A 25737-nucleotide genomic window follows, 5' to 3' on the forward strand; every position below is an offset into this window, starting at 1 on the left:
GATGAAACCACGCACCACCCTAACGACCGCTGTCGCCACCGCCATGTTGTCACTGGCGCTGCCCGCCATGGCTGCCCCAGATCCCAATGATTGGGATGCCGTACTGCAAGCTGCCGAAGGTCAAACCGTTTACTGGAACGCCTGGGGCGGTGACAGTCGCACCAACCGCTATATCGCTTGGGTGTCCGAGCAAATGCAGTCCACGTATGGCGTCGATGTAGAGCATGTAAAGTTAGATGACACAGGTAGCGCCGTTGCTCGAGTACTGGGTGAAAAGCAGGCTGGTAACATGGATGATGGCCGCATCGACCTGATCTGGATTAACGGCGAAAACTTCGCCGCCATGCGCGAACAGGATCTCTTATTTGGCCCCTTTGCCGAATCCTTGCCTAACTTCGCCTTGACTCACCCAGATGAAAACCCAGAAGTGGTTACCGACTTTACGTTGCCTACTGAAGGCTATGAATCTCCTTGGGGAAAAGCACAAATCACGTTCTACTACGACAGCGCTCAAACTGAAACGCCGCCGCATAGTATTGCGGATTTGCTGGAGTGGGCCAAAGACAACCCTGGCCAATTCAGCTATCCACGTATTCCCGATTTCACCGGTAGCACCTTTTTAAAACAGGCGTTAATTGAATTATCTAATCAAGATGACGCCCTTTATGCGCCAGTGGTTGAAGCGGAGTTTGCGGAGATCACCGCGCCATTGTGGGATTATTTGGATGAGTTGCACCCTTATCTGTGGCGCAGCGGCCGCAGTTTCCCGGAATCAGGCCCTAACCTGCGCGCATTGATGAGCGATGGCGAGCTCAGTTTAGCCTTCTCCTTCTACCCGACAGATGCCGCTGTCGCGGTGATGGAGTATGAACTTCCAGAGAGTGTGCGCAGCTATGTGCTGGAAGGCGGCACCCTAGGAAACGTTCACTTTGTCGCTATTCCCTATAATTCTCCCCATAAGGCAGGCGCGATGGCACTAGCCAACTTCCTACTCTCACCTGAAGCTCAAGCCCAAAAGCAGTCGCTTAGTATGTGGGGCGATCGCACCGTATTGGCAGCCAGTCGGTTAGATGAAAACGACAAGGCACTTTTCGAACAAGGTGAAATCCATCCATCTGCGCTGCCTGCCGATGCACTTTCCAATACCCTGGCCGAACCTCACCCCAGTTGGATGACGGCGCTACAGGATGCGTGGCTTAAGCGTTATGGCGTTAATTAATTGATCCTGCGGCTAGCCTCTATACTGCTTATTGCACTTTTGGTTATTCCAGTAAGTGCGGGGCTTGGCATGGTGTTGTTGCCTGCCTTTGGCTATTTACCGGTGCTCGGGGCGGACACGTTTCATCTGGAAGCATGGCAAGACCTATGGGCGCACGCTGGTCTCCACCGCTCCGTACTGCTGAGCTATTTTAGCGGTCTGATCACCGCCTTGGTGGCACTGTTTATCGTGGTGCTGTTTCTGGCGGCTAGCCAAGGCACCTGGATTGACCGTGCCATTCGGCGAATGGTCTCACCACTACTGGCCATTCCCCATGCAGCCGTGGCCTTTGGCTTAGCTTTTTTGATTGCGCCTTCAGGGTTGCTGGTGCGCTGGGCGTCTCCTGGGCTCACTGGGTGGGAGCGCCCACCTGATCTGCTGATCGTCAACGACCCGTTTGGGTTGGCGCTAATGGCGGGCCTGATACTCAAAGAAGTGCCCTTTTTGCTGTTGATGAGTTTAGCTGCGTTACCTCAGTTACGTCCTGAACAGCGTGTCACCCTGGCGCGCTCGCTGGGCTACGCGCCCGGCATTGCTTGGCTGAAGTGCGTTTTCCCAGCGCTCTACCCACTGATTCGCTTGCCGGTTTATGCCGTTATTGCCTACGCCACTTCGGTGGTGGATATGGCGTTGATTCTTGGCCCCACTCTGCCACCAACGTTGAGCGTTTCGGTGCTCACCTGGTTTAATGACCCCGATTTAAGCCGCCGCTTTATGGCGTCTGCCGGTGCCGTACTGCAGTTTGGCGTTACCCTGGCGGCACTACTGACTTGGTGGCTTGGCGAACAAGGAATCAAACGTCTCTGCCAACGCTGGTTGGCCAACGGCTCGCGGGCATCAGGGGCAACGGCGATTGCGTTTGGCGGCCGTGCGTTGCTGCTAGCTGTCACTTTGCTAGCGATCAGTGCGCTGGCCGGGTTGGCACTGTTTTCAGTAGCGGGCTTTTGGCGTTTTCCGGATGCGCTGCCGGGCACGTTCACACTGGATCATTGGCAGCGCATTCTGCCCGGCGTGGCAACACCGCTGATCAATACGCTGAGTGTGGGGCTGGCCGCGACACTTATCGCCGCGGTACTGGTCGTGGCAACATTGGAACATGCAGCGCGCCACCACTTGCCTGCACTGCGTGCCCAATGGCTGCTTTACCTACCGCTAATTGTGCCTCAAGTAGCCTTTCTGTTTGGCTTAGTGGTCGCCGTTGAAAGCATTGCCATCCGCCCTCAGCACGCCTTGGTAGTGGCCGTTCATTTGTTGTTTGTGGTGCCGTATCTCTATTTATCGCTGTCAGAGTCCTACCGGCGGCTGGACCCACGCTGGGTACAGGTGGCACTGTCACTGGGTGTTCCCCCCTGGCGAGCTTTCTGGCAAGTGCGTCTGCCACTGTTATTGACCCCGCTACTCACCGCCTGCGCAGTTAGCTTAGCCGTCAGTATTGGCCAGTATTTGCCAACACTGCTGCTGGGTGGTGGTCGCGTACCCACCATCACTACCGAAGCCGTTGCCATGGCGTCTGGCGGCAATCGCAGGCTAGTGGCGGTATTAGCGCTGTTGCAGGCGCTGCTGCCGTTTATTGGCTTTAGTCTGGCACTCATGATTCCCCGCCTTGTATGGGCAAAACGCCGCCAAATGCGAGGAGCTGCATGATCCCAAACCTTCAATCGTTGCACATCAAACAGATGACGATCACGCTGGCAGGCGAAGCACTGCTGGCAATGCACTGTGACATAGCGCCAGGCGAAGTATTAACTGTCATGGGCCCTTCCGGCTCGGGAAAGTCAACGCTACTGGCCTATCTAGCGGGCTTTTTGTCGCCTGCCTTTCAGGCTCAAGGTGAACTCTATCTGGGTGATAAACGTCTAGATACGCTGCCCGCCGAACAGCGTGGCATTGGCCTGCTGTTTCAGGACCCGATGCTATTTCCCCATTTAAGTGTGGCGGGGAATTGTCGCTTTGGCCTGCCACACCGTGCCAACGACAAACGCCAGCAAGTTGCCCAAGCGTTGAATCAAGTGGGGCTGGCGGGCTTTGAAAACCGCGATCCGGCGACTCTTTCCGGCGGCCAGCAAGCTAGGGTGGCGCTGATGCGCCTGCTGCTTTCACAGCCCCGTGCCGTGCTGCTGGATGAGCCGTTTTCCAAACTGGACACCGCACTGCGCCAGGAGATGCGTACGCTAGTGTTCGGCCAGCTTCGCGAAGCGGGCTTACCCACCCTGCTGGTCACCCATGATGAAGCCGATGCCAATGCCGCAGGAGGGCCGATCATTGCCCTTGGCTAGCCCAGATGCTGAATTGCCTAAGCTTAGCGTTGTGATCCCCATGCTGAATGAGGCCGCAGGGATTGAGACGGCGCTATCTGCGCTGCAGCCACTGCGGGAGAGTGGCGTGGAAATCATTGTAGTCGATGGAGGTAGTACCGATGAAAGCGTGGCGCTAGCCACCCCGCTAGCGGATACACTACTGACGAGTGCCCCTTGCCGAGCACGGCAGATGAACCTCGGCGCAGAACGCGCGCGCTCAGCGGCGCTGCTATTTTTACATGCTGATACCCGGCTTCCCGAAGGGGCCTGCAAGCTGATCTCCCAATCGCTGAGCACAAATTGCTGGGGGCGGTTTGATATTCACCTTGAGGGAAAAAGCCGCTGGCTGCCGCTCGTTAGCATTCTTATGAACCTACGCTCACGGCTAAGCGGTATCGCCACTGGCGATCAGGGCATGTTCTTACGCCGAGCGTCTTTTGAAGCGGTCGGCGGCTTTCCCGAACAACCGTTAATGGAAGATATTGAGTTAAGCAAGCGGCTGAAGGCACTTTCTCCCCCCGCCTGCCTACGCACCAAAGTGATAAGCTCAGGCAGGCGCTGGGATCAGTTCGGCGCCTGGAAAACTATTTGCCTGATGTGGCGGCTGCGTTATCGCTACTGGCGCGGTGTCAGCGCCACCCAACTGGCCAAGGAGTATCGCAATGCCCGTTAAGTCACCGGTGCTGCCCCATTTACATCTACTGGCCAAAGCGCCACTGCCTGGGCAGGCGAAAACGCGCTTAATTCCTTGCCTAGGGCCAGAAGGTGCGGCGCAAGCCCATGCCACCATGGTTCGCCACTGCGTTGCCACCGCCTGCCAAGCACTGGGATCGCAAAACGTCACACTATGGACTTCCTTAGAGCATCAGCATCCTTTGTTTGTGGAGCTGCAGTCCCACTACGGCATTTCGCTCGCCGCTCAACTTCAGGGCGATTTGGGAATGCGCGTACGTCATGCACTGAATAGCACTCAAGGTCCGTCGATGGTGATGGGCACTGATTGCCCTAGTATCACCGTTGCCATGCTTAGGCAGTGCAGTTCAGCGCTTAAAGACGTGCCAGTGGTGATTTTACCTGCCGAAGACGGCGGCTATGGGTTGATCGGCACTCATGACGATCATCCTAGCCTCTTTAAGAACATTCCTTGGGGAACCGAGCAAGTGCTCCAAGTCACTCGACAGCGGCTTGAAGCGCTGTCCTTGGAAGCCATCTTTCCCGACACCATGTGGGATATTGACCGCCCAGAAGACTGGCAGCGCTGGCAACAAACACTGAAGCACGCAAACAGCCTGTAAGGATTCCGCTCTTTACGTCACTGTTACTGAACGAATGTTCTGTTTCTACCACCACCTTGCCCCAACGGAGCCTGCCATGAACCGTCAGCGCCTGCTGATTATCACCCTGCTGCTACTGGCCGTGCTCGGCTTTTACGTGAGCGGTGCCCATACGTTCTTCACCTTGGAAACCCTGCAAACCTATCGCAGCGATTTCCAGGCTGCATTCCAGCAATCCCCTTGGCAGGTTGCGGGCATTTTCTTTGCGGTGTATGTGGTTATGACGACACTATCGCTACCCGGCGCGACACTCCTCACACTGCTAGGTGGCGCACTGTTTGGCCTCGGTTGGGGGCTGTTAATTATCTCCTTTGCCAGCACCATCGGTGCAACGCTGGCCTTTTTACTTTCTCGATTCCTGTTTCGACAGCCGATTGAAAAGCGTTTTCCTCGCCAGTTCGATACGGTCAATCGTGGCGTTGATAAAGACGGCGCTTTTTATCTTTTCATCCTTCGCTTAGTACCGATATTCCCCTTCTTTATGATCAATCTGGTGATGGGCCTAACGCGGCTTAAAACAGTCACCTTCTATTGGGTAAGCCAGCTAGGCATGTTGCCCGGCACCGTGGTTTACGTGAATGCGGGCGGTCAATTGGGTGAACTTGAAAGCCTGGGCGGTATTATTTCTCCTGGGCTTTTGGCCTCGTTTGCGCTGCTGGCAGTGTTTCCTTGGATAGCTCGCCGTATTGCGCTACTAGTACAAAAGCGCAATGCCTATCGTGGTTTTAAGCGCCCATCCCGGTTTGATTACGACATTGTGGTCATCGGCGGCGGCTCAGCGGGTCTGGTCACTAGCTACATCGGCAGCGCCGTAAAAGCTAAAGTAGCATTGGTAGAAAAGCATAAGATGGGCGGCGACTGCCTGAATACCGGCTGTGTACCTTCAAAGGCGCTAATTCGTGCCGCCCACGCTGCCCACGAAGTACGTACAGCACATCGCTTTGGCGTTAACGCTAGCGAGCCGGAGATTGATTTTGCCAAGGTGATGGGGCACGTACACCAAGCCATTACTGATATTGAACCCCACGATAGTGTCGAGCGTTACACTAAACTGGGCGTTGAGGTGTATCAGGAACACGCCACTCTGACGTCTCCTTGGGAAATCAACATCGGTGATAAAACCCTGACCGCCCGCCATATTGTGCTAGCCACTGGCGCACGCCCCCGCGTGCCATCGCTTCCTGGTATCGAGCATGCACCACTGCTCACCTCAGAAAACCTGTGGTCACTCACGGAGTTGCCTAAACGCTTGGTCGTACTGGGCGGCGGAGCAATTGGCTGCGAGCTCAGCCAGAGTTTTGCCCGCCTGGGCAGTCAGGTCACGTTGGTGGAGGGTATTCCCCAATTGCTAGGCCGAGAAGACCAAGACGTAGGCGAACACGTGGAGCGCACGCTCACTCAGGAAGGCGTTAACGTAATGACCGGCGCCAACGCCTTGGAAGTAAGCCAAGATGGCCCCGGACATCAACTGGTGGTAGAGCACAATGGCCAGCGTACCACCATCGAATTTGATTATTTGCTCGTCAGCGTTGGCCGCCAAGCCAATGTTGAAGGGCTGGGTTTGGAAGCCCTGGGAATCACCACCACCAACACTGGCACGCTGGAACTCAACGAGCGTCTCCAAACTCGACTGCCCAACATTTGGGCCTGCGGCGACCTAGCAGGCCCCTATCAACTCACGCATGCCGCTGCCCATCAAGCGTGGCATGCAGCCGTCAATGCACTGTTTGGTGAGTTGAAAAGCTTCGCAGTAGATTATCGCTTTATGCCTGCCGTCACCTATATCCAGCCGGAAGTAGCGCGGGTCGGGCTCAACGAAAAAGAGGCCATCGCTAAAGGCGTGGCGTTTGAAGTCACCCGCTATGCCATGAGTGAAAGCGACCGCGCTATTGCAGAAGGCGCGACCGAAGGATTTATCAAGGTGCTTACCGTGCCCGGTAAAGACAAAATCCTTGGCGCGACCATCGTGGCTGAAAACGCCGGAGAATGGCTAGGAGAGTTCACCATCGCCATGAAGCATGGCCTGGGGCTTAACAAGCTATTGGGTACCATTCATCCCTATCCCACCCTTGGTGAAGCTGCCAAGGCCACCGCTGGCGTGTGGAAAAATGCCCACAAGCCCGAGCGTATTCTCACCCTATTGGAGCATTATTTCCGCTGGCGGCGTGGTGCGGAAAAATGATGTCCCCATGAAAAATCTCGTGCTGATTGGCGCGGGCCATGCCCATGCCTTCGTGCTGGAAGCCTTTGCTCAGCACCCAGATCCGTCAATCGCTATCACCGTGGTTAGCGACAGTGCCCTGTCAGCCTATTCTGGCAGCGTGCCAGCGTGGCTGGCAGGGGAATGCACGCTACGCGAAACACAGATTGATGTAGCGGCGCTATCTCAACGGGCAGGCGCTCACTTAATCACCTCGCCTGCGATGGCTATCGACCCCACTAAGCGCCTGCTAACGCTAGCAAACGGCGAGGCAATCCATTTTGATGTGGCCTCATTTAACGTGGGCTCTACGTTAAGGCTGCCTGAACAGCCGTTTCTCGACAAGCATGACGAACAAAGCCCCTACTTGTTGGCGATGCGCCCGCTTAGTTCACTGCATTACCGCTGGCAAGCGCTAAGAGAGAAAGTCGACCAGCTTCCCCGGGGGTCTACACAGCGGGTGGTAAGCGTAGGCGGAGGCGCGGCAGGCTGTGAAACCTTAATGAGTGTGCTGGCGCAGCTTCGTCAACAACGTTCAGATATTACTTGGCAAGGCGCGCTTGTCAGCGCATCAACAACACTGCTACCCGACGTAGGTTGGCTGCCCCGCTGGCTAACCCAACGCGCTCTGCGTCGAGCAGGCGTTACGGTGTTGCACGGTGTCCGCGGCCAGGCGCTAATAGCAGGTGGCGTCCAAACCTCTAAAGGCGAACTGATTGACGCGGATATCGTACTGTGGGCTACCGGCGCCATAGGCCAGCCTTGGCTGCAAGACACCGCTCTGCCGCTGAATCAGCGGGGATTCATCCAGGTGAATAAGACACTTGAGGTAGTGGGCCAGCCGGGGCTTTTTGCCGCGGGTGACTGTGCAGCGTTCAATCAACCACGGCACTCTTCTCCACTGTCCTCTTCTCCACTGCTCTCTTCTCCACTACCCAAGGCCGGAGTTTACGCCGTGCGCCAGGGGCCAGTGCTGGCGGAGAACCTGCGCGCCGCCTGCCACAATGAATCGCTGGTCAACTGGAAGCCACCAAAACGTGTCCTGGCCCTAATTGGTACTGGCGACAGCCATGCGATTGCCAGCAGAGGCGCCATCGGTTTCTCAGGCCGCTGGGTATGGGAATGGAAAAAGCGGATTGATGCGCGCTTTATTGCCCGCTTCAACCCGCCTTTTAAGCACTAGATAACTGCGATCAGATGCTAACTGAAGGCTTAGTTAGCTTCACGCCAGCCGCCTAGTACGCGGCTATCTGGTCCAAAAAACACCAGTCGATCATGATCGATGAGGTAGCGGTAGGCCGTATCGAGCATATCGGTTACCCGCTTGGCGTCTTCCATATTGGGGCAAGCCATGCGTGTCGAGGCGAGCTGGCTAAACTCGATACGTTGGTTCTCACCCAGTTCCACACTGCCGGTAAATCGGTTACAACCATCCGAGCCGCTCACGCTGCCGTCGCGTCCAATTTGAAAGAATGGCGTATCGGGTAAAGATACCCGCTCATCGGTACCTACTAATAATAAATTCCAACGCTGATCGACTATCGCGCCTGACAGCGACGCGCTTTCCGGCGCTGCCGTGCTCTCTTGCTCTGGTGTACTGCTACAGGCACTGATTAATAGTGCGGTAGCCACACCGGCTAGCATTGCTCCAAATTTGACCGTCACTGTCTCATGCTCCTTATTGACAAATTACCAGCTTCCGCTGTTATCCATTGACGCCCATGGCTCCTGAGGGGGCAACGCATCGCCTTTTTGCAGTAGCTCGACAGAAATACCGTCAGGCGACTTCACGAACGCCATATGCCCATCCCGCGGCGGGCGGTTAATGGTAACGCCGTTATCTTGAAGCTTTTTGCATAGCGCGTAAATATCGTCAACGCGATAGGCCAAATGCCCAAAGTTGCGCCCGCCGGTGAGCTCTTCTGGATCCCAGTTATAGGTTAGCTCAAGCTCTGGTGCCGTTAAGCGTTCTGAGCGCGCTTCATCTTCCGGCGCGGCGAGAAAGACCAGCGTAAAACGGCCCTTTTCATTTTCTTTGCGACGCACTTCTTTCAACCCTAAAAGATCGCAGTAAAAATTCAGCGATGCACCTAAGTCGCTTACCCTTACCATAGTGTGCAAAAACTGCATGTCATTCTCCCTCCATCATTACTGGGTATATTCGCTAAAGATAGCGGGGGTGCTGTCGTTGCGGGTCCAGCTGAGAACAGCGTAATCATCAACCCGGCCGGTTTCCATGCCTGGAGAACCATGCGGCATACCTGGCACAGTTAACCCGATAACGTTTGGCCGCTCTTCTAACAGTCGCTTAATATCTGCAGCGGGTACATGACCTTCTATCACGTAACCATCAGCGATGGCTGTGTGGCAAGATGCTAGTTCTGAGGGAACGTTATTGGCTACTTTGACTGACCGAAGGTCGCCGTCACGGTGATGGTTCACAGCAAACCCGGCTTCTTCAAGATGGCTTACCCATGCACTACAGCAGCCACAGTTAGGATCGCTATGCACATCAATCGTAGGCGCTGCCAAAGCGCTTAGCGAAAAGGCAGCAAGAAGGCTGCCCACCAGACCTTTAACTAGACGATTTCGTGACATTTAAAAACCCTCTTCACCGACATGTACAATAATACCTAGCTTACTTGGAATACGGGGCCACCCCAAGGAGACATACGTGGATTCAGTCACACAAGCAGCCCTTGGGGCCGCCATAGGTGGTGCAATATTAGGTAAACGACTGGGTCGCAAAGCCATATTGATGGGTGCACTGCTCGGCACGCTGCCCGATCTAGACGTGATGCTTGATTATGGCGATGCAGTGGCTAATGTGACTGAGCACCGCGGTTTTAGCCACTCCCTATTTGTGCTGACTGGCTTAGCTACGATATTGGCACTGCTGTGCCAGCGTTTCATACCTACTCGTGATATCAGCCTGGGGAGATGGTGGTGCTTTTTTGCGCTCATATTGATCACTCACCCGCTGCTGGATTCATTGACCACCTATGGCACTCAGTTGTTCTGGCCGCTAGATAAGCCGCCTGCAGCGTGGCCTATCGTGTTTATTATCGACCCTTTCTACACCTTGCCACTACTGGTTGCGCTGATCATTGCTGTTGCCGCCAAAAAAGTGCGCAGAGCTTGTACAGTTGGCTTAGCGATCTCCAGTATATATTTGCTGCTGGCGGCAGGCGCGAAATGGAGCGTTGAACAACGCTTAACCCCAGCACTGGCAGACGCTGGTTTACAGGCAGCGCCGATATTAATTCAACCGACACCGTTTAATATTGCACTGTGGCGCGCGACGGTTATTGATGGAGATCGCTATTTTGAGAGTTTGATCAGCGTATTTGATAGTCAGGACGCACCAGCGCTTGAACCTATAAAGCGCAACGTCGCACTTGAGGAGAGCGTGCTAGCCAGCCCACATGGCCAACGGTTGACATGGTTTACTGGCCCCTTTCTACGCTATGACACGCTGTTGATCGATGGTCAGGAAACGCTAATCGCCACCGATATTCGCCTTGGCTTTCCAGGCTTTCATCCGTTCAGTTTTACCCTGGCAACGTGGAGAGATGGTTCTTGGCACCCTGCCGACATAAGCGAGCAACTAGAAACCTCCCAAGAGCCCAGACTGGAAATACTTTCAAGGCTCGCTGCCAGGGCTATCGGTGATAACACCGCACTGTGTGCCAGCGACTTTATTGAAGCACAATGGCGTGCCGAGCCTTTCCTTTACCGTTGCTGACACACCAATGGATTCAAAAGACCGTGCCAACTAGGGAGCGATGCCCTGACCACAGCCTTTGTACTGTTCCCCGCCGATGGTCAATGTGACTCGAGCGGGATACGGCTGGCCTTTCATGTCATCAAAACAGGCTCCCGACTCAATGCGTACGCGGAAAAACTCCTCTGCGTTGGCATTTTCAATCACCACTCTGCCCGCCTCATTGTCCATGACGCTTACCATATAGGGCATCGTTTGCGTCTCGCTGCCGTAGTTCGTTGTCCAGGTCATCACCGGCGCGTCATGAGCAAGCTCAATCGACCAGCCCGGCTCATTGCCACGCCCTAGAAACATCACGCCATGATGATCCGCGCGGGTTGCTGCGACTCGACGCTGCCCCTGTTGGCATTGCAACTGACCACGCGGTGTTTCAACCTGCGCTTGATCGCCACGATTCCAGAAGCTGATCTCACCATCTTGATAGCGCGCACCGCTTGCCACAATCGCTTCCGGTAAACGCCAGGCACCATGTAGTGACCAAAGGCGCAGGTTATCGTCGTTCACCGCGGTGACCAAGTTCTGGTTTGCGGGCTGGCACTCCCAAGCGTCAAAATGGGCCGCGCTGCCTGGAAATAGCGTAGCAGGCAGTAGCGGTGCACTGCTGTGTACGGTTGTTTTGGACACTCCAGCAGCAGAATTAGCAGGCGTTGTCCCAGTACTTGCACAGCCCGTCAATGCAAACGTGGCCGTTAACGCAATCAAACCGGTTAACCGATTAGGTGAGTAAGTCATGCATTCTGCTCCCTGTTGTCATCACTATTGTGACCGCTATTGATGTCATGCCTTTGATCATCATAGGCACTGTCAATGGCGTCTAGTTAACGTTCGGCGTCGTTCTTTTTAATTAATAAATTTCACTTCAGTTAGCGACGCTTAAATGCTTTTAAGTCCTGCGGGTCAAAACTGTCAACCTGGGCTGGCAGCCCCAGCTCTTCGCGCTTTAACTTTATCTGCATTTTTTCAGCTAGGCGTTCAGAATCATCATCGGTAGTACGGCCGTTAAGTTCAGCGAGCTGCGTCATGCCTTGATGGTAAAATGTCACAATATCCAGCGCTACACGATTATCTTCCTCCACGCCGCGGCGCAGTGGCTGCAGGTAGCCACTAATCTGAGAAAGGTGGTGTTTGAGCTGCCATACATAGCGCATTTCAGCCATCCATGGGCGATCCTTAAGCACCGCAAACAGTACGCTGGTGGCCAACAAGCCAAGGAAGACCCCCAGCCCATTGAGCCATAAGGTGCTGCCAAAAGCGGAAGTTAAAAGCATCGAGAACAGTAACCCGAAGACAATTAATTGCCCTGCCATGGCAATACTGATCATTCGTGCCTTGCGCTGGTAACTACTGGGATTATGCTGCTCAAGGGTGAAAACCATGGCCAACCTCATCATAAAAAGTAGTCTCTTATGATACGGGGCTGGCCAGGGCAAACAAGAGATTATCCAACTGCTGGAAGATGACTGGGTTAACTCATTCGCTCAGCAGCGGTTTTTAGCAATCGTTCCGTGGTTTCCCAACTCACACAGGCATCGGTCACCGATACGCCGTAGCGCATCGCGTTAGGCGACAGCGCTTGCTTACCTTCAAACAAGTGACTTTCAAGCATTAGCGCCACCAAGTTGACATCGCCTGCCTTGCGCTGTGCCAACACGTCGAGCAGCACTTCGCTTTGGCGTCGGTGATCTTTGCGCGCATTGGCGTGACTGCAGTCCACCATTAAGCGAGGGTTCTGCCCAGCATCTCGTAAGATATTCACCGCCGCTCGCACATGATGCGCCTGGTAGTTTGGCTCGCCATGACCACCTCGTAACACCACATGCGTATTGGGGTTACCAGCCGTTTCCTGCATGATCGGGCGCCCTTCATTATCCATGGCGAAACGCTGGTGGGAATGAGCCGCTGCCTGCATAGCATCAATGGCAACCTGAACGTCGCCGCTCGTCGCATTTTTGAACCCCACTGCTGCCGCAAGATCACTTGCCAGCTCTCGGTGTAACTGCGACTCAGTGGTACGAGCACCAATGGCGACCCAGCTCAGCAGATCATCTAAGTAGGGGGCTAGCATTGGCTGTAAAAGCTCTGTGGCCACCGGCAGCCCCCGCGAAGCAACCGCGTGCATAAGCTCACGAGAGAGGGTGATGCCTTTTGACATATCACCACTACCATCTAGCCCAGGGTCGTATGCCAAACCTTTCCAACCCACGGTGGTACGCGGCTTTTCTACGTAAACACGCATTACCGGTAATAGTTGCTCGCTAACTTCTTCGCTTAGCGCAGCCAACCGATCGGCATACTCTAACGCTGCCTCTGGATCGTGGACGGAACAGGGGCCGACAACCACTAATAAGCGCTTATCTTGACCATTCAGGATGCGCTGAACCGCTTGGCGCTGATGGGCAATTTGCTCACCCAGTTGGCTATTGATAGCGACACTGCGGCGTAGCTCTGCTGGCAAAGGCAATGGCTGCGATGAGCTTGAGGAGCCGTTCGTTAATGACGCTAGGTTTGACAAGGTTGTGCAAGCAGGGCTGACATGGGCATTCATAACTTAACTCTCCGGAAGCGTGTGACATCGTGATAACAACAACTTGCCACCCTGGCTTGCACGGTCGGAGGTGGCAGCTTGCACCGACCGCGCGTCGCTAAATCGCCAGCCATAGCCATAACCGATATAGTTGGCAATATTGGCGAGCAGATTAGCGAGAGAGTTTGCGCGGTACATCATGATGCAGCTCCTTGATGAAATGTCTGTGAAACCCGAATAGTTAAACCAAATAAACCGTTAAAACGAAAGAAGCCTCGGTTGGGCTACCAACCGAGGCTTCTTTGCATGCGGCAGGCAACCTAGTCGGTGTGCCTGATGACGCGACGCTACTGGTCGGCCAGGGGCACACCGTGGCTAAACCAATAGGCAGCATAAAAGAACGCAGCAACACACGCCCAAGCACTCGCCGCCGATACCGGCCTTGCTTGTGTGTGGCAAGTGCATTGTGCTGTGTGCATGGCTACATCCTAATTTATAAGTCTAATTCACGTTGCGCATCGCAAACGATGACATCTAAGTGTTTAATCCTGCCTGCATAGGAGCAAAATGGCAACCTTCAGCCGCCAAACGCTTGTATCCAACCAATCGTTGCGGGCAGTGCACTCATGCCAACCAGAACCACAACGCCGAGCACAATAGAAAGTAAACCTGATTCATCTTTGAAGTTGTCGTCATGGTGGGCCATGAAAGCCTCCTTTTTTATCGGTATCGGTTATCGGCACATGCCGTGCGTCAGTTATCGGCCGATCATTTTAGTGAGGGCGAGGAGCGTAGGCAAATACATCCGAGAACATTCTCTCACTACTGATGTTTTTTCGCTCGAACACATCAACACAGGCGTAAACCATCCCCGGTGAGCCTGATAGGAAGATATCACAATCGCTGGGCGTCAACTGAGCCCTTGCAAGTTCGCTCTCAAGGGCACTTTCCAGCACTAGGTCAACGCGTCCTTGATGGTGTGATATTCGTTCACCAACCGCCAGCGGCTCGGTAAGCGGAAACTCTGTTACGGCTTGAAAAGCAACATTGGCATACTCTTGTGCCCATTCGCAGGCCAAGTCTTCGGCATACAGATCGCGGTGCTCGCGGTTTGCCCACCATAGCGAAATAGGCCGGGCGGGCTGCTGTCGTAACGCTGCTTCTACAATGGCTTTCATCTGTGCAAAACCGGTGCCTGCCGCGACCAGCAGTAGCGGGCGCTCGCTTTCGGCGTCCAGCACACAGTCACCACTGGGTAATCGTACGGTCAACTGGTTGGCCACCTGCAACAGCTCTCTCAGACGAGCTGAGTTGTCCCGTTCAGGCCAGTGTTGAATATGCAATTCGATAATGCCATCGCCACGTTCAGCGCTGGCAATTGAAAACGGCACCCAGGTGTTATCGTCTAGTTTCAGCTCTAAATACTGACCAGGCGCATGCTGCATGGCTTCTGGCCGCCCTTCCAGAGTCACCCCAAAGACGTCGGGATTTAAATCCTCAACGGCGGTTACCTGGCAGGTTAACGTCTTGCAAGTTGACGTGCTTGCGCTCATGAAAGCCTCTTTATGAAGAATCGTCCGACCTGCGCCACTGGGTTAGCCGTGGCGAGGTGTGGGTAACGGGATATCAATGCCCAGCTCGTCCCAACGCTCGTCAACGCGGGTCTTTATCGAATCGTCCATCACGATGGGTATCCCCCACTCTCGATCCGTTTCTCCTGGCCATTTATTGGTGGCGTCGAGCCCCATTTTAGACCCCAACCCAGACACCGGAGACGCAAAGTCGAGGTAATCAATGGGAGTATTTTCCACCATCACGGTATCCCGTGCTGGGTCCATACGCGTGGTAATTGCCCACATCACGTCTTCCCAGTTACGCGCGTCGACGTCGTCATCCAGTACAATGACAAACTTGGTGTACATAAACTGACGCAGAAAGCTCCAAACCCCCATCATGACGCGCTTGGCGTGACCTGGGTACTGCTTCTTCATGGTCACGACGGCCATCCGATAGGAGCACCCTTCCGGCGGCAGGTAGAAGTCAACAATCTCCGGGAACTGCTTACACAGGATCGGGACAAACACCTCGTTAAGCGCGACGCCTAGAATAGCTGGCTCATCGGGGGGGCGGCCGGTATACGTGGAGTGGTATATCGCGTCCCGCCGCATCGTCATCCGCGTGACGGTAAAAACGGGGAAGTGATCGACTTCGTTGTAATAACCGGTGTGATCGCCAAATGGCCCTTCCGCTGCCATATCGTCGGGATAAATAAACCCTTCAAGCATGATTTCTGCAGATGCAGGCACTTCCAGATCAGCATGGCCGCACTTAACAAGCTCTGTGCGTGAACCGCGAAGAAGCCCAGCGAATGCATACTCGGAGAGAGAGTCGGGTACCGGTGTGACGGCGCCTAAAATCGTTGCAGGGTCTGCCCCCAGCGCCACCGCCACAGGAAATGGCTCACCGGGATGCGCTTTTTGAAACTCAAGGAAATCCAGCGCACCGCCTCGATGGGAGAGCCAACGCATAATCAGGCGGTTTTTAGCAATTTTCTGTTGGCGGTAAATACCGAGGTTTTGACGCTTTTTATGCGGGCCTTTGGTAATCACCAATGGCCAAGTCACTAGCGGCGCCGCATCGCCAGGCCAGCAGTGCTGGATCGGCAAACGATCTAAGTCAACCTCATCGCCTTCAAACGACAGCTCTTGTACCGGGGCCCGCTTAACGATTTTTGGCCCCATACTTAGCACTTGCTTGAAAATCGGCAGCTTGTCCCAGGCGTCTTTTAGCCCTTTGGGCGGATCAGGCTCTTTTAGAAACGCCAGTAGTTTACCCACTTCGCGCAGCGCCTCTACCGAATCCTGCCCCATGCCCAACGCAACCCGTTTAGGCGTACCAAAAAGGTTGCCCAGCAGCGGCATGTCATGACCCTTCACATTCTCGAACAACAGCGCGGGGCCGCCAGCACGCAATGTCCGGTCGCAAATTTCGGTAATTTCCAGATAAGGATCAACTTCGGCTTTAATTCGCTTAAGTTCACCCTGCGCTTCAAGTGCCGCAATAAAATCGCGCAAGTCGTGGTACTTCAAGGCACTCTCCTCAAGGCACTTCTCCGGCTGTCAGACGTTTATCGCTAGTGCTTGGCCGTAATGCAGCGCCTAGCGGCGCTTCATTGCTTCAAAGAACTCCAGATTCGTCTTGGTATCCTTCAGACGATCAATCAGGAACTCTGTAGCAGCCGTGTCTTCCATCGGGTTGAGCAGCTTGCGAAGAATCCACATACGCTGCATTTCATCTTCAGACGCCAGTAGGTCTTCACGCCGAGTACCGCTGCGACGGATATTGATCGCGGGGAACACGCGTTTCTCAGCCAGCTTGCGGTCAAGGTGCGCTTCCATGTTGCCGGTGCCCTTGAACTCTTCGAAAATAACTTCGTCCATTTTCGAACCAGTATCGACCAGCGCAGTGGCAATAATCGTCAAGCTACCGCCCTCTTCGATATTACGCGCGGCACCGAAGAAACGTTTTGGCTTCTCAAGAGCGTGAGCGTCCACACCACCGGTTAGCACTTTGCCGGAGCTGGGCACTACGGTGTTGTAGGCACGTGCTAGACGAGTGATGGAGTCAAGCAGAATCACCACGTCCTTCTTGTGCTCTACTAGACGCTTGGCTTTTTCGATAACCATTTCTGCAACCTGCACGTGGCGGGCGGGTGGTTCATCGAAGGTAGAGGCAACCACTTCGCCACGCACGGTGCGTGACATTTCGGTCACTTCCTCAGGACGCTCATCGATCAGCAATACAATCAGATGGCACTCAGGATTGTTGCGCGTAATGGACGTCGCGATGTTTTGTAGCATCAGTGTCTTACCCGCTTTAGGCGGTGACACCAACAGACCGCGCTGACCTTTACCAATCGGCGCAGTCAGGTCAATGATGCGCGCGGTAAGATCTTCGGTAGAGCCATTACCAATCTCCATGCGCAGCCGGTCGTCTGGGAACAGCGGCGTTAAGTTCTCAAAGAGAATCTTATGCTTGGCATTTTCCGGACGATCAAAGTTGATCTGGCTAACTTTGAGCAGGGCAAAGTAGCGCTCACCTTCTTTAGGCGGGCGGATTTTGCCGGAAATGGAGTCGCCTTTACGCAGATTGAAACGACGGATCTGAGACGGCGATACGTAGATATCATCCGGTCCAGCGAGGTACGAGCTGTCAGCGCTACGCAGGAAGCCGAAGCCATCCTGAAGGATTTCCAGCACACCATCGCCATAAATATCCTCTCCACTTTTAGCATGCTTTTTGAGGATGGCGAAAATGATGTCCTGCTTGCGCGAACGGGCTAAGTTGTCGATACCCATCTCGCGGGCGATATCGAGCAGCTCGGGAACGGTTTTTTGCTTGAGTTCAGTGAGATTCATCGGTGTGTTAGAAAGTTGCTCATGAAAGCTGGGCGACAAGCGCCGGGAATAAGACAGGAGGCGTGGCCTAAATAGTAGGGCTAAGCGCCGAGTGATGCGTTCAGAACCCCATCTAGGCACACACTCAGATACTGAAAGCTGGGCAGTCTTGAAGCAAATGCCAATAAAGGAGTAGCGGCATCAATGACTGCTTAGCGTGAGGGTGCTAATAAACTAGTTAATCTGATCGGCACAGAAAATGCTGTTTCAGCGGGTTATCTGACGACTTGGACATCTGGCTGATGCCATTGGATACGTACTGCTCGGAATACCCGAGTAATACGCCTGTTTAATAGGCAAACAAGTTAACTCGGATCAAGCCAGTAGTTCGATGGTAGTCAAGGCCCGCGATAAACGCAAGTGTTTGACAATTGACAATACTAATAAGGCACCGCAACCTTGGCATAGCCACTAGGAAGGAACGCCCATGCCCAAGGAAATTTCACTCCCTCTCACCGCGCCGTCGGCTGAACTGGATCACACTGAACCGCAGCGCTTAGCCGCCATCGACCTGGGTTCTAACAGCTTCCACCTGCTGGTCGCTAACTATCAAAACGAGCGCCTTCAAGTCGTTGCCAGGATGGGTGAAAAGGTTCAGTTAGCCGCTGGGCTAGACGAGAACGGCTATTTAAACGAGGCAGCCATGCAGCGCGCGTTGGACTGTCTAGGCCGTTTTGCACCCTTTCTCAACGACATTGAGGATGCCAATCTGCGCATTGTCGGTACGAATGCGTTGCGCGATGCCTATAACAGCCAAGCGTTTATCGAGCGTGCCGAAGCGCAGCTTGGCCACGCCATCGAAATTATTGCTGGCCGCGAAGAGGCCCGGCTTATTTATTTAGGTGCCGCCCACGCGCTAGCCGAAACTGGTCGCCGCTTAATTGTTGATATCGGCGGCGGATCGACGGAATTTATCATTGGCGAAGCCTTCGAGCCCAAAGCACTTGAGAGCTTACGCATGGGCTGCGTCACCTTCAGCAGCCGCTTTTTTCCTGATGGCGAACTTAGTGAAAAGCGTATGCGTCGTGCTGAGCTGTCTGCCCTGTCAGAACTGGCCAACATTCAGCGTCCCTACCTACGCCTTGGCTGGGATGACCCGGTGGGCTCCAGCGGAACGATAAAGGCTGCCGCGAGCGTGTTATATGCTTACGGCGATTCGCCCCAAGAAGGTGTTATCACCCGTAGTGGATTGAAAAAGCTGCGTGAACGCCTACTAAAATGCAAACAGCTGGAGAAAGTTGAGCTAGATGGGCTAAAACCTGACCGAGCAAAAGTCTTTCCGGCAGGTATCGCCATTTTAAACGCTATTTTTGAAGCCTTTAATCTTTCCCAAATGCGCTTTGCAGACGGCGCCCTGCGCGAAGGAGTGCTTTATGACATGGCGGGACGGAATAGCGCGGAAGATACCCGTTCTAAAAGCCTAGATGCATTGAAGCGGATTTATGATGTTGACTCTCGGCAGGCAGAAAATGTCGCCGACACTGCCCTTCGCCTATTCAATAAAGTAAAAAAATCCTGGGGATTAACAAAAGAGCAAGGCCACTATCTTGTCTGGGCAAGCCATGTACATGAAATTGGTTTGGCTATTTCTCATAGTCAATTCCATCGCCACGGCGCCTATTTGCTGGAACATTCCGACCTGGCTGGCTTTTCACGCCCTGAGCAACGTTTGCTAGCGTTTTTAGTGCGCGCCCATCGACGCAAGTTTCCGACTAAAGAGTGGCAGGCCCTGCCGGCCTCTCATCAGGAAGGTTGTGCCAAGCTTGCTCGTCTGCTGCGCCTTGCCGTGCTTATTAATCACTCCCGGTCTGAAAATCCCCCGCCGCTACCAGAGATTAACGCAGAGGGTGAAGCACTGCTGATGACGCTACCACCTAGCGACGAACCGACGCTGTTAAGTACCGATATGGAGCAGGAACAGGCCTATATGACAGCGGCTGGGTTTACGTTTTCGGTGGTGTAGATGTAGAGGCAAGAACAACGCCTTCAGCCTGCCACAATACGTTGGCAGGCGGCTGGATAACGCCCAAGCATAACTCACCTTCCATTACTACAATCAAACGCTCACGCTCCCAGGGCGGCACTCCCCGCTCTTGGAGTAAGCGTTTAACATCCCGCCGTCCGCGCTCTTTTAATGCAACCACTTCACCACCACGTCGCCAACGCAAGGTTACGCGGCGCGGCGGCAGCAGTGTTACTTCCAGCCTGCCTAGGGGGGTTATCTTCCCTGGCTCACCCTCCCACTCGGTTTCCCACTTAGGCAGCGGCTTAAGCGGTTCCATGAGATAGAGACGGCGTTGCCAAATTCGTGCGTCTGCCCCTGGCCATGTAACCTTCACCTGGGCGTCATCCGCTGCATCTAATTGCGCAAGCAGGCTTTCAAGGCGTTTTTGAGGGGGTGTTGGGAGCGCTAGCTGCTTACAAAGCGTACGCACCAGCAGCCGCTGGCGAGGTAAGGAGCGTTGACTAAGCAGCGTAGCATCCATGCAGTACTCTCCGCGCATCAGCGTTGCCAGCTCTTCCGCGGCATAGGCCGCCAACAGCTGGTCTGCCTCACCGGCATGCTGGGCACTGTTGGCAAGGGCCCGTGCAGCGCCAGGCCAACGTAGCTGTAATGCTGGCATCACTTGATGGCGTAAGCGATTACGATCAAACGCGATGTCTCGGTTTGTCGGGTCTTCGCACCAACTGATTGATAATCCATGCGCGGCATCAGCCAACGTCTGTCGGCTGACACTCAACCAGGGCCGCAGCAGAGTGAGCCCCTGCCACTCGCGGCGAAAAGGCATGCCCGCCAAGCCACGCACACCACTGCCGCGCAACGCGGCCAGCAGTAGCGTCTCGGCTTGGTCATCTTGGTGCTGGGCTAGCCATAGCGTATCGCCAGCGGGAATATGCGCCATGAACGCCTGGTAACGCGCTCGCCGCGCCGCCCCCTCTATACCTTCGCCCTGAGCGTCGACAGCAACGTTTGCCGTCACTAGTGATACACCAAGCGTATCGCACAGCGTTTGACAATGCGCTTCAAAGGCGCTGGCTGCCGCCTGTAGACCATGGTTAATATGAATCGCCCGCAGCGGACGACGTGCGTCCCGGCAAACCTGAGCGGATAGCGTCAGCAGCAGCGAAGAGTCTAGCCCACCGGAAAGCGCTATCCAAATAGTACGCCCCGGCGGGGTCTCCGCCAGGGCGTCATTCAGTAAACGTAACAGCGGCTTAGGCGGCTGGGGCGCCATAGCTCATTAACCGCTTATAGCGGCGCTCCAGTAACGCATCGCTATCAAAGCTTTGCAGACGCTCCAGACTATTAGCCAAAGCCTCTTTAACGCGTTCAGCCGTTGTCAGCGGATGGCGATGAGCACCACCTAGCGGCTCTTTAATCAGCTCATCAACAAAGCCAAGCTCTTTGAGGCGCTCAGCAGTGATCCCCATGGCTTGGGCGGCGTCAGATGCTTTTTCAGCACTCTTCCAAAGAATAGACGCACAGCCTTCCGGAGAAATAACCGAATAGGTAGAGTACTGCAGCATATGCAGCTCGTCGCACACACCAATCGCCAGCGCGCCACCAGAACCACCTTCCCCCACTACGGTGGAGATAATCGGTGTTTTCAGGCGTGACATCACCGCCAAATTATACGCAATGGCTTCCGACTGACCGCGCTCTTCTGCATCGATCCCTGGGTAAGCCCCAGGCGTATCGATAAACGTTAGGATGGGCATTTTAAAGCGTTCAGCCATTTCCATTAGGCGACAGGCTTTACGGTAGCCTTCTGGACGCGGCATGCCAAAGTTGCGACGTACTTTCTCTTTAACATCGCGTCCTTTTTGATGCCCAATAACCATCACCGGCTGATCATTCAGACGCGCGACGCCTCCGACAAGGGCTGCATCATCGGCAAAGTTGCGGTCGCCGTGAAGCTCATCAAAGTCAGTAAAAATATGCTCAAGATAATCCAGCGTATAAGGGCGCTGCGGATGGCGAGATATCTGGGAAACCTGCCAGGGCGTTAAATCCTTGAAGATCGATTCGGTTAACTTACGGCTTTTCTCTTCCAGCCGAGATATCTCATCGGAGAGATTAACCTGGCTATCGGAGCTGACCAAACGCAGCTCCTCAATTTTTGCCTGAAGCTCGGCAATGGGCTGTTCAAAATCGAGATAGTTAGGATTCATCGGCTCTGCCTGTAAGCTGCCTATAAAAAAAGAAGCCTTGTCGAAACGGGCATGTATGAGGGGCATTATCGCACCCTGAACCTGCCACGCAAGGCAGTACCCTTTCAATTAGCGTGCCGCACCGCCATTTAGCACTCAATTTGACGGTGGCACGCGCACGTTTGTAGCGTTTGTTAGCGGTAACGTAGCTGAACGCCAACCTGCCCCTGCACATCACGAAGGGCCAACAGCAGGTCGTCGCTGGGAGCTACTTTCCATTCATCAGCCAGCGCCAGCCAGCCAACCGCTGCTGAGTGGCGATACTGTAGCCGTACCGGCAACCCGCCGGTATCGCGGTATGGCGCAAGACTCTCACGCAGGCTATCGACTAAACGCCCGTTGATCTGTTCAGCATCTAATGCTAATTCCACTGCTTCGCCATAGCGAATCCGCGCGGTCACCATCGGCGTAACGTCTTTACCCCGCAAGCGCAAACCGCCGGAGAAGTCATCGTTGGATACTTCACCTTCAACGATAATCACTTGGTCAGATTCGATTTGGCCTCGCAGTTGCTCAAATAGTTCGCCAAATAGAGAGGCCTCGATACGCCCGGTGCGATCATCCAGCGTGATAAACGCCATGGTATCGCCACGTTTGGACTTCATGGTGCGCATGGCTACCACTAAGCCAGCCACCCGCTGCGGCTCACGAGAGGCCTTCAAATCACTAATGCGAGTAGAGACAAAGCGCTTTAGCTCACGCTCATATTCATCAATGGGATGGCCGGTCAGATAGAGACCCAGCGTATCTTTTTCACCAGAAAGACGCTCACGATCTGTCCATTCACGGGCGCTCTGATACTCAGCATAAGGATCCGTTTCTTCCTCTTCCGCTGTAAACGCATCGCCAAACATATCCAGCATACCCAGATTTTGGTTGGCATGGTTTTGAGCAGCCGCTTTCAAGGCGTCTTCCATCGCGGCGGAAAGCACCGCCCGGTTAGGGCCAAGATTATCCAGTGCGCCAGAGCGAATCAGCGCTTCTAGCGTTCGCTTGTTCATCCGTTTTGGATCAAGGCGGCGACAAAAATCGAAAAGATCTTTAAATGGACCATCGGTGCTACGGGCTTCAACAATCGCACCAATCGGACCTTCACCCACACCGCGAATGGCACCCAGGCCGTAAACCACGCGCCCTTCCGTATCAACGGTGAACTTGTAGCCACCGACATTAACATCCGGCGGTGTGACGGTAAGCTTGAGGTGGCGGCACTCCTCAATTAGCGGCACCACCTTGTCCAGGTTATCCATTTCCGTTGACATAACGGCGGCCATAAACGGGCCAGGATAGTGCGCTTTCAACCAGGCGGTTTGATAAGACACCAAGGCGTAAGCAGCAGAGTGCGATTTGTTAAAACCGTAACCGGCGAATTTCTCAACAAGATCAAAGATATTGCCAGCAAGATCTTTATCAATACCGTTGGCGGCACAGCCTTCCATAAAGCCTGAACGCTGCTTAGCCATCTCTTCGGGCTTTTTCTTACCCATGGCGCGGCGCAGCATGTCTGCCTGCCCCAAAGAATAACCGGCCATTACCTGAGCAATCTGCATGACCTGCTCTTGGTACAAAATAATGCCGTATGTCGGGCTAAGTACCGGCTTTAACAGGTCATGCTGATAATCTGGGTGGGGATAAGAGACTTCGGCACGGCCGTGCTTACGATTGATAAAGTCATCAACCATGCCGGACTGCAGCGGGCCTGGGCGGAATAGCGCCACCAGGGCGATCATATCGTCGAGGGAGTCTGGCAGCAGGCGCTTAATCAGCTCCTTCATACCACGAGATTCCAACTGGAAAACGGCGGTGGTTTCCGCGCGTTTAAGCATCTCAAACGTTTTGCTGTCGTCCAGCGGGATAGCGTCGATGTTAAGTGGCGCTTGACCGTTTACCCCCCGCACTTTATCGACCATTTCCAGTGCCCAGTCGATAATCGTCAGCGTCCGCAAGCCCAAAAAGTCGAACTTTACTAGCCCAGCGTCTTCGATGTCGTTTTTATCGAACTGCACCACCAGGCCAGAGCCATCTTCATCGCACAGCAGCGGCGAGAAATCGGTCAGTTTGGTGGGCGCAATAACGACGCCCCCCGCGTGCTTACCGGTCCCCCGGGTGGTGCCCTCTAGCTTGAGAGCCATTTCCCAGATCTCTTCGGCTTCGTCGTCATTGCCGATAAACTCTTTCAGTGCTGGTTCTTGCTCTATCGCTTTGGCAAGCGTCATACCCACTTCAAAGGGGATTAGCTTAGAGAGCTTATCGCCTAAGGAGTAAGGCCGCCCCTGAGCGCGGGCCACATCGCGCACCACCGCTTTTGCAGCCATGGTGCCAAAGGTGACAATCTGAGATACCGCATTGCGGCCATAGCGGTTAGCTACATACTCAATCACTTTGTCGCGTTTTTCCATGCAAAAGTCGACGTCAAAGTCGGGCATGGAGACACGCTCAGGATTAAGAAAGCGTTCGAACAGCAGATCGTAGCCAATGGGGTCAAGATCGGTAATTTTTTGCGCGTAAGCCACTAATGAGCCCGCACCGGAACCACGCCCTGGGCCGACTGGCACGTTGTTATCCTTGGCCCACTGGATAAAGTCCATCACGATCAGGAAGTAACCAGGAAAGCCCATTTGGATAATAACGTTCAGCTCAAACTCAAGCCTGTCACGGTAACGTTGATCAATCTCGCGATATGCGTCGCTATCGCGGGGGTACTGTTCAACAGGGAACAGAAAATCTAACCGTTCAGTGAGGCCGTCATGGGAGACTTTGCGGAAAAACTCATCCTGAGTCATCCCTTCGGGAATTTCGAACTCAGGTAGGAAAATTTCGCCCAACCGTACATCAACGCTACACCGCTCGGCGATCATAACGCTGTTCTCAAGCGCCTCAGGAATATCAGCAAACAGTGCTGCCATCTCCTCAGGGCTTTTTAGGTACTGCTCTTCGGTGTAGCGTCTTTCACGGCGCGGGTCATCCAAGGCCTTGCCTTCGCCGATGGCAACGCGGGTTTCGTGTGCCCAAAAGTCCTCCCGCTCTAAAAAGCGCACGTCATTGGTCGCTACCACTGGGGTATTCGACTCAATCGCCAGCTTCACACTCGCGTGAACGCAATCTTCTTCAAGCGGCCGCCCGGTACGGATTAACTCCAAATAAAAACGGTCTGGAAAGGCGCGCTGCCACTCTTCCAACAGCTCCCTAGCTTCGCGTTCATGATCAGACAGCAAGTGACGACCTATCTCGCCTTCACGTCCGCCTGATAGCGCAATTAGTCCTTCGCTTTGCGCTAGCACCCACTGTTTGTCCAGAATGGCTCGCCCTTGGCGCTGGCCATCGGTCCACCCCTTAGAAATCAATTCGGTGAGATTGCGGTAACCAACATCGTTCATCGCCAGCAGCGTAATGCGATACGGATGGGCCTCATCATGGGGGTTGTACAGCCATAAGTCGCTACCGATGATGGGCTTGAGACCAGCGCCCTGCGCCGCTTTGTAGAACTTAACCAAACCAAACAAGTTAGCTTCATCGGTTAAGGCCAGAGCCGGCATCCCGCGCTCAGCGGTGGTACTGACCAGTGACTTGAGTTTTACCAAGCCATCAACCAGGGAGTATTCACTGTGCAAACGTAGATGAACAAACGGAACCGTCATGGGACTCTCAGCAACAAAGCTAGATAAATAGAA

At 54.3% G+C, this 25737-nt stretch carries 23 protein-coding genes; 9 read left to right on the forward strand and 14 right to left on the reverse strand.

Annotated elements, in window-relative coordinates; translation table 11 throughout:
- Position 1: 1 nt before the first annotated feature.
- The 7 genes from JFC11_RS02545 to JFC11_RS02575 all read left to right on the forward strand — a co-directional run bounded on the left by JFC11_RS02545 (position 2) and on the right by JFC11_RS02575 (position 8272).
- Positions 2-1219 (forward strand): ABC transporter substrate-binding protein, encoded by a 1218-nt coding sequence (locus tag JFC11_RS02545; RefSeq protein WP_198348650.1) that lies wholly within the window; start codon positions 2-4, stop codon positions 1217-1219.
- A complete protein-coding gene (locus tag JFC11_RS02550; protein WP_198348651.1) occupies positions 1220-2902 on the forward strand; it encodes an ABC transporter permease in 1683 nt (560 codons plus the stop codon).
- Positions 2899-3534, forward strand: coding sequence for an ATP-binding cassette domain-containing protein (locus JFC11_RS02555; protein ID WP_038481258.1), 636 nt, complete (start codon positions 2899-2901; stop codon positions 3532-3534). Before JFC11_RS02550 ends, JFC11_RS02555 begins: the two co-directional genes overlap by 4 nt.
- Complete coding sequence (locus tag JFC11_RS02560) at positions 3500-4228, forward strand: TIGR04283 family arsenosugar biosynthesis glycosyltransferase (protein ID WP_084183772.1); 729 nt, start codon at positions 3500-3502, stop codon at positions 4226-4228. Before JFC11_RS02555 ends, JFC11_RS02560 begins: the two co-directional genes overlap by 35 nt.
- Entirely contained in the window at positions 4218-4850 is a 633-nt protein-coding gene (locus JFC11_RS02565) for a TIGR04282 family arsenosugar biosynthesis glycosyltransferase (RefSeq protein ID WP_198348652.1), read from the forward strand. The genes JFC11_RS02560 and JFC11_RS02565 overlap by 11 nt, the downstream gene beginning before the upstream one ends.
- 76 nt (positions 4851-4926) lie before the next feature.
- Positions 4927-7071 carry an FAD-dependent oxidoreductase gene (locus tag JFC11_RS02570; protein WP_198348653.1) on the forward strand — a complete coding sequence of 715 codons (2145 nt, stop codon included), beginning with the start codon at positions 4927-4929 and terminating at the stop codon, positions 7069-7071.
- A 7-nt stretch (positions 7072-7078) separates the two neighbouring features.
- Positions 7079-8272 carry an FAD-dependent oxidoreductase gene (locus JFC11_RS02575; RefSeq protein ID WP_198348654.1) on the forward strand — a complete coding sequence of 398 codons (1194 nt, stop codon included), beginning with the start codon at positions 7079-7081 and terminating at the stop codon, positions 8270-8272.
- A gap of 29 nt (positions 8273-8301) precedes the next feature.
- Here JFC11_RS02575 and JFC11_RS02580 read toward each other — a convergent pair whose 3' ends face one another.
- From JFC11_RS02580 to JFC11_RS02590, 3 genes are read right to left on the reverse strand one after another with little or no spacing between them, the layout of a single operon-like run.
- On the reverse strand, positions 8302-8733 hold the full coding sequence (locus tag JFC11_RS02580; RefSeq protein WP_198348703.1) for an META domain-containing protein: 432 nt from the start codon (positions 8731-8733) through the stop codon (positions 8302-8304).
- Between the two features lie 45 nt (positions 8734-8778).
- Positions 8779-9219 carry a VOC family protein gene (locus JFC11_RS02585; protein WP_120385794.1) on the reverse strand — a complete coding sequence of 147 codons (441 nt, stop codon included), beginning with the start codon at positions 9217-9219 and terminating at the stop codon, positions 8779-8781.
- Between the two features lie 18 nt (positions 9220-9237).
- The gene (locus JFC11_RS02590) at positions 9238-9687 is read right to left on the reverse strand and encodes a DUF411 domain-containing protein (RefSeq protein WP_198348655.1); all 450 of its coding nucleotides are present in this window, start codon (positions 9685-9687) and stop codon (positions 9238-9240) included.
- Between the two features lie 76 nt (positions 9688-9763).
- Between JFC11_RS02590 and JFC11_RS02595 the strand changes: the two genes are divergently transcribed.
- Positions 9764-10834, forward strand: a complete 1071-nt coding sequence (locus tag JFC11_RS02595; RefSeq protein ID WP_198348656.1) for a metal-dependent hydrolase — start codon at positions 9764-9766, stop codon at positions 10832-10834.
- 30 nt (positions 10835-10864) lie between these two features.
- Here the strand turns inward: JFC11_RS02595 and JFC11_RS02600 are convergent, their stop codons facing one another.
- The 8 genes from JFC11_RS02600 to rho all read right to left on the reverse strand — a co-directional run bounded on the left by JFC11_RS02600 (position 10865) and on the right by rho (position 17815).
- Positions 10865-11605: an MliC family protein gene (locus tag JFC11_RS02600; protein WP_198348657.1), complete on the reverse strand. Its 741-nt coding sequence runs from the start codon at positions 11603-11605 to the stop codon at positions 10865-10867.
- A gap of 131 nt (positions 11606-11736) precedes the next feature.
- Positions 11737-12249 carry a DUF3087 family protein gene (locus JFC11_RS02605; protein WP_089039212.1) on the reverse strand — a complete coding sequence of 171 codons (513 nt, stop codon included), beginning with the start codon at positions 12247-12249 and terminating at the stop codon, positions 11737-11739.
- An 89-nt stretch (positions 12250-12338) separates the two neighbouring features.
- The gene (locus JFC11_RS02610; RefSeq protein ID WP_232482732.1) at positions 12339-13418 is read right to left on the reverse strand and encodes a 3-deoxy-7-phosphoheptulonate synthase; all 1080 of its coding nucleotides are present in this window, start codon (positions 13416-13418) and stop codon (positions 12339-12341) included.
- 3 nt (positions 13419-13421) lie between these two features.
- Entirely contained in the window at positions 13422-13598 is a 177-nt protein-coding gene (locus JFC11_RS02615; RefSeq protein WP_167457095.1) for a hypothetical protein, read from the reverse strand.
- A 376-nt stretch (positions 13599-13974) separates the two neighbouring features.
- A complete protein-coding gene (locus JFC11_RS19060) occupies positions 13975-14103 on the reverse strand; it encodes a hypothetical protein (protein ID WP_267900578.1) in 129 nt (42 codons plus the stop codon).
- A gap of 67 nt (positions 14104-14170) precedes the next feature.
- A complete protein-coding gene (locus JFC11_RS02620; RefSeq protein WP_038481228.1) occupies positions 14171-14950 on the reverse strand; it encodes an NAD(P)H-flavin reductase in 780 nt (259 codons plus the stop codon).
- A gap of 42 nt (positions 14951-14992) precedes the next feature.
- Positions 14993-16486 carry a 4-hydroxy-3-polyprenylbenzoate decarboxylase gene (gene ubiD, locus JFC11_RS02625; RefSeq protein WP_095602769.1) on the reverse strand — a complete coding sequence of 498 codons (1494 nt, stop codon included), beginning with the start codon at positions 16484-16486 and terminating at the stop codon, positions 14993-14995.
- Positions 16487-16555: 69 nt separating this feature from the next.
- On the reverse strand, positions 16556-17815 hold the full coding sequence (rho, locus tag JFC11_RS02630; RefSeq protein ID WP_038481222.1) for a transcription termination factor Rho: 1260 nt from the start codon (positions 17813-17815) through the stop codon (positions 16556-16558).
- 466 nt (positions 17816-18281) lie between these two features.
- On the opposite strand from rho, the gene ppx reads away from it, so the two are divergent.
- Complete coding sequence (ppx, locus tag JFC11_RS02635; protein WP_038481218.1) at positions 18282-19817, forward strand: exopolyphosphatase; 1536 nt, start codon at positions 18282-18284, stop codon at positions 19815-19817.
- Here the strand turns inward: ppx and tilS are convergent.
- The 3 genes from tilS to dnaE all read right to left on the reverse strand — a co-directional run bounded on the left by tilS (position 19798) and on the right by dnaE (position 25704).
- A complete protein-coding gene (gene tilS / locus JFC11_RS02640; RefSeq protein ID WP_198348658.1) occupies positions 19798-21090 on the reverse strand; it encodes a tRNA lysidine(34) synthetase TilS in 1293 nt (430 codons plus the stop codon). The two genes, ppx and tilS, sit on opposite strands and share 20 nt — an antisense overlap.
- On the reverse strand, positions 21071-22027 hold the full coding sequence (locus tag JFC11_RS02645) for an acetyl-CoA carboxylase carboxyltransferase subunit alpha (protein WP_038486504.1): 957 nt from the start codon (positions 22025-22027) through the stop codon (positions 21071-21073). The genes tilS and JFC11_RS02645 overlap by 20 nt, the downstream gene beginning before the upstream one ends.
- Positions 22028-22200: 173 nt before the next feature.
- Positions 22201-25704: a DNA polymerase III subunit alpha gene (dnaE, locus tag JFC11_RS02650; protein WP_198348659.1), complete on the reverse strand. Its 3504-nt coding sequence runs from the start codon at positions 25702-25704 to the stop codon at positions 22201-22203.
- Positions 25705-25737 lie beyond the last annotated feature (33 nt).

It is taken from the genome of Vreelandella alkaliphila (assembly GCF_016107625.1).
GTDB classification, from domain to species: domain Bacteria; phylum Pseudomonadota; class Gammaproteobacteria; order Pseudomonadales; family Halomonadaceae; genus Vreelandella; species Vreelandella alkaliphila.